Genomic DNA, 4,121 nt, shown 5'->3' on the forward strand with positions numbered 1-4,121 from the left:
CCGACCGGCCGCGCCGCCGAGCGCATGGCCGAAAGCCTGCGCGCGGTCGTCGGCCAGCTGCGCGCCCAGGGCGTGGAGGACGCGGTCTGTGACGCATTGCCGGTGACCGGTTCCACGCTGCACCGCCTGTTGGGTGTGATTCCGGATTCGCCGCGCTTCCGCCATCACGCCGACAACCCGCTGCCGTTCGATGTGGTCGTGGTCGACGAGGCCTCGATGATCGACCTGCCGTTGATGACCAAGCTGGTGGAGGCCATCGGTGCTGGCACCCGGCTGCTGCTGCTCGGTGATCCCGACCAGCTGCCGTCGGTGGAGGCCGGCGATGTACTGAGCGCCATCCTGCGCGCCAGCGGCGACGGGCAGGGCCTGCACGCCGACGATGCGACCGCACTGCAGCCCTTGCTGGCCGCAGACAACCTGCAGCCGGTGGTGCCGGCGTTGCCGTTCGCAGGTCGACGGGTGCAGCTGCTGCGGGGTTACCGGCAAAGCGACACGCTGGATCTGGCACCTTTGGCGGCGGCCGTGCGCGAAGGCAACAGCACCACGGCGCTGGCGCTGCTGCGTTCGGGAACCTTGGCCGGCGTGCACTTCCATGAGGATGTGCTGGACCCGATGGAGCAGCACCGCGACGCACTGCTGACGCATTGGCGCGCGCTGGGCGAGGCCGCTGATCCTGCGCAGGCATTGGCCCAGGCTGGCCGCCTGCGCCTGCTCACCGCCCTGCGCGAAGGCCCGCAGGGCGCGCGCGGACTCAACGAACGCATCGAGGCGCTGCTGGCTGGCAGTGCACGCGCAGGTGCCGGCCCGCGCTACTTCCACGGTCGGTTGCTGCTGATCACCGAGAACAGCTACCGGCATCGGTTGTTCAACGGTGACATCGGCATCTGCCTGCGTGATGACAGCGGCCCGGTGATGGCGTGGTTTGCCGGCGAGACGGCCGGACAGCCCCGCGCCTTCCATCCGGCGGCGTTGCCGGCACATGAGAGCGCGTTCGCGATGACCGTACACAAGGCGCAGGGTTCGGAGTTCGACACGGTGTGGTTGCAGCTGCCGCGGCGCGACACCCGGGTGTTGTCGCGCGAGTTGATCTACACCGGCATGACCCGAGCGCGGCAGTCACTGCACCTGCTGGGCAGTGGAGAGGTGCTGACCGCCGCGCTGGGCCGGCATGCCAGTCGCCTGTCTGGACTGGCGGTGCGGCTGGGCTTGCCAGCGCAGCCGCGCATCGACGCCCTACAACCTACCCAGGGCGACCTGTTCTGACCATTGCTCGACGTGCTTCGCAGTCTCTGTGGGATCGCACGAATCCCGTAGTGCCGGGCTTGCCCGGCTGCTCTTCGCGCACCGCCAACAGCAGCCGGGCAAGCCCGGCTCTACGGGGTTCCCAAGCATGGACGCAAGTCCCGGTCGGGGTTCCCATGCATGGAGGAAGTTCCAACCGGAGTCGTGCACTACGGCAAGTCCCGACCGATACGCGTCAGCCGCGCTCGGGATACATCGCGTAGCGCAACCCAAGCACGCCCATCAGCGCCTCATCACGCGCCTTGCCCGCGGCCACGGTCTGCACACGCTGCAGCGAGGCATCCAGCTGCGCCTGCAGTTCAGGCGGTGCCGGCAGCGGCTTACGCTGCGCAACCTGCGCCCGATAGTGCACCGCCACTGCATCCAGAATCGCCTCCACCGCCTGCCGGCTGGTCTCGGGCAGCTCATGCCGGGCACGGCGCAGCTGCAGGATGTTCAGGCCAATGCGTGCCTCGGTCAGCATGTCCACCGACGCCAGGTCACTACCCGCCGGTGCGGCGGCCAGGCGCGGGGCGAGCAGGCCGAGCAGGTCCAGCATGCGCGCGGCAAACTGCTGGCGATCCTGCTGGCCACGGCCCTGCGCCGCATCGGCCAGCGTGGTCCAGCCCTGACGGACCAGCCGGCGTGCGGTCCATTCCGCGCCCACCGAACGGAACAGCCGGGTCATCACCACCGCAAAGCCAATGCCGATGAACATCGCCACCGACGAATTGATGAAGCTCTGGATGTTGGCACTGTAGGTGTTCTGCACGTTCAACAGGGCGACCAGATTCACCGTCAGCGGCAGACCGATCAGCGCGGTCTGCGGGCGATGCAACAGCAGGCCCAGCGGCAGGAACACCACCGCCAGCACCAGCGCGAGGCTGCCGAAGTCGTGCACTGCCGGGAAGACGCCAAACAGGTACACGCCGGCGACCAGGCTGGCGACGATCGCCCACAACAGGAACTGCAGCATGCTCGGGGCCGGGTCATCCTGCGCGGCGAAGAACGCTGCCGCCACCGCGGCCATCATCGCGCCGTTGCCACCGCCTTCCCAGCCCAGCGCGATCCACAGCGCGCAGTACGTCATCAGCGCCACACCGGCACTGGCGGCGGAGAACAGCGCCATGCCGTAGTCGACGTGGCGGCTGTGCCGCGTCGGCGTGGCACGGATGCGGTAGTGCGCGGTATCCAGTGGCGCGGTGCCCTGCTCGATGGCGTGCTGCAGCGTGCTGCAGTCCTGCCACAGGTCCACCAGCTCCTCCAGCCGCAGCAGCAGGGTCACCAGCAACAGATGGTCGAGCTCGCCGTCCACGGCCGGCTTCAGTGCCAGAATCCGCTCGCGCAGCACGGCGTACTCGCTGGCACTGGACCGACCGGGGCGCTCCAGCCACTGCGCGATGTCGGTGATCAGCGGCTCCAGTCCCGGCGGCAGGGTGCGGCCGCCGGCGCGCAGCGCGCCGAGCCGGTCGGCAATCGACGACAGCACCGGCAGCATCAACAGCATGCGTTCGCGCAGCCGCTCCATCGACACCGCGGCCCCGGCGTGGCGCGGGTCATCGCGGCGCAGAAATTCAATCAGCGCCTCGAACTGCACCAGGTCTGCAGCCAGCCGGTTGCGTGGAGCGTGCGCGTGGCCACGCTGCAGGATCTGCCGGCACCACTGTGCGGCATCGCCCATCCAGCTGCCAATGCGTGCACGCAGCATCGGCTGCACCGACGTCGGGAAAAACAGCGAGGCGAACAGCACGGCCACCACCGTGCCCAGGATGATCTCTTCGCTGCGCGCCACCACGGTGTCGAAGATGGTGTCCGGCGAGGTCACCGCCGGGAAGCCGATGAAGGCGGTGGTGTAGCCGGCCAGCAGGAAGGCGTAGCCGCGTGGGCCGCGGTTGAGCAGGGCGATGAACAGGCAGGCCGACAGCCACAGCGACATCGCCGCACTCAGCAGCAGCGGTGCTTCCACCAGGTGCGGCAGCATCCACAGCGTGGCCGCGCCGGCAAACAGCGTGCCGATGATGCGGTACGCGCCCTTGGCCCGCGTTGGGCCCAGCATCGGCTGGGTGACGATGTACACCGTGGCCATCGCCCAGTACGGGCGCGACAGATTGCCGGCCAAGCCGATGTACAGCGCAGCGAGCGCGGCCAGGAACGTCTTGACCGAGAACGTCCAGGCCTGACGGTCCAGCAGCAGCGAGGGGTTATTCATTTGACGCGTGCGCGGCTATGGCATCGGCGTTCCAGCCGCCGCCCAGCACCAGGAACAGGTGGATCTGGTCCCGCGAAACCTGCGCTTCAGCCTGGGCCAGGGTGGCGTCGGCCGAGGCCAGGGTGCGGTCGGCATCCAGGCTGGACAGGTAGGGCGTGCGCCCGCCCTGGTACAGCCGGCGGTTCTGCGCGGCGGCCAGCGCGGCCTGCTGCTGTGCCTGCTGCAGCGATTGCAGCCGGTCCAGGTCGTGCGCGTAGCGGCTCAGCGCGGTCTGGGTTTCGCGCAGTGCCTGCAACACGCTGCTGTCGAACTCGGCCAGCGCCGCGTCGGCCCCGGCTTCGGTGGCGTGGATCCGTGCATGCGTGCCGGAGGAGGGCAGGGTCCAGGAGATCAGCGGCCCGAACGACCACTGCCGGGTCATCGCATTACCGAAGTCTTCCAGCAGGCCGGCGGCTCCGACCGATGCGCCCAGGCGGATGTCCGGATACAGCTCCGCGGTGGCCACGCCAATCCGTGCGGTGGCCGCGGCCAGGCGGCGCTCGGCCTGACGGATGTCGGGGCGACGCTGCAGCAGGGCACGGCCGTCGCCGACCGGCAGCGGCTGCGCCAGCGTGGGTGCCTCGGCACAGTC

General features: G+C 69.4%; 3 protein-coding genes. 1 reads left to right on the forward strand and 2 read right to left on the reverse strand.

All coding sequences use genetic code 11. The features are described from left to right. Positions 1-1,263 (forward strand): exodeoxyribonuclease V subunit alpha (recD, locus tag RT551_RS21320; RefSeq protein ID WP_313462185.1); only part of this gene is annotated, 1,263 nt, incomplete at its 5' end. Between the two features lie 214 nt (positions 1,264-1,477). On the opposite strand, the gene RT551_RS21325 is transcribed toward recD, so the two are convergent. Together RT551_RS21325 and RT551_RS21330 are read right to left on the reverse strand one after the other, a co-directional pair. Continuing rightward, the gene (locus RT551_RS21325) at positions 1,478-3,490 is read right to left on the reverse strand and encodes an FUSC family protein (protein WP_313462187.1); all 2,013 of its coding nucleotides are present in this window, start codon (positions 3,488-3,490) and stop codon (positions 1,478-1,480) included. Then, positions 3,483-4,121 (reverse strand): TolC family protein (locus tag RT551_RS21330; protein WP_313462189.1); only part of this gene is annotated, 639 nt, incomplete at its 5' end. The genes RT551_RS21325 and RT551_RS21330, both read right to left, overlap by 8 nt.

This window comes from Stenotrophomonas sp. (assembly GCF_032103445.1).
GTDB lineage: Bacteria > Pseudomonadota > Gammaproteobacteria > Xanthomonadales > Xanthomonadaceae > Stenotrophomonas.

What these genes read in the sequence shown, in the direction of transcription:
- RT551_RS21325 (WP_313462187.1), bottom strand. Translation starts at nt 3,490, where the DNA reads ATGAATAACCCCTCGCTGCTGCTGGACCGTCAGGCCTGGACGTTCTCG.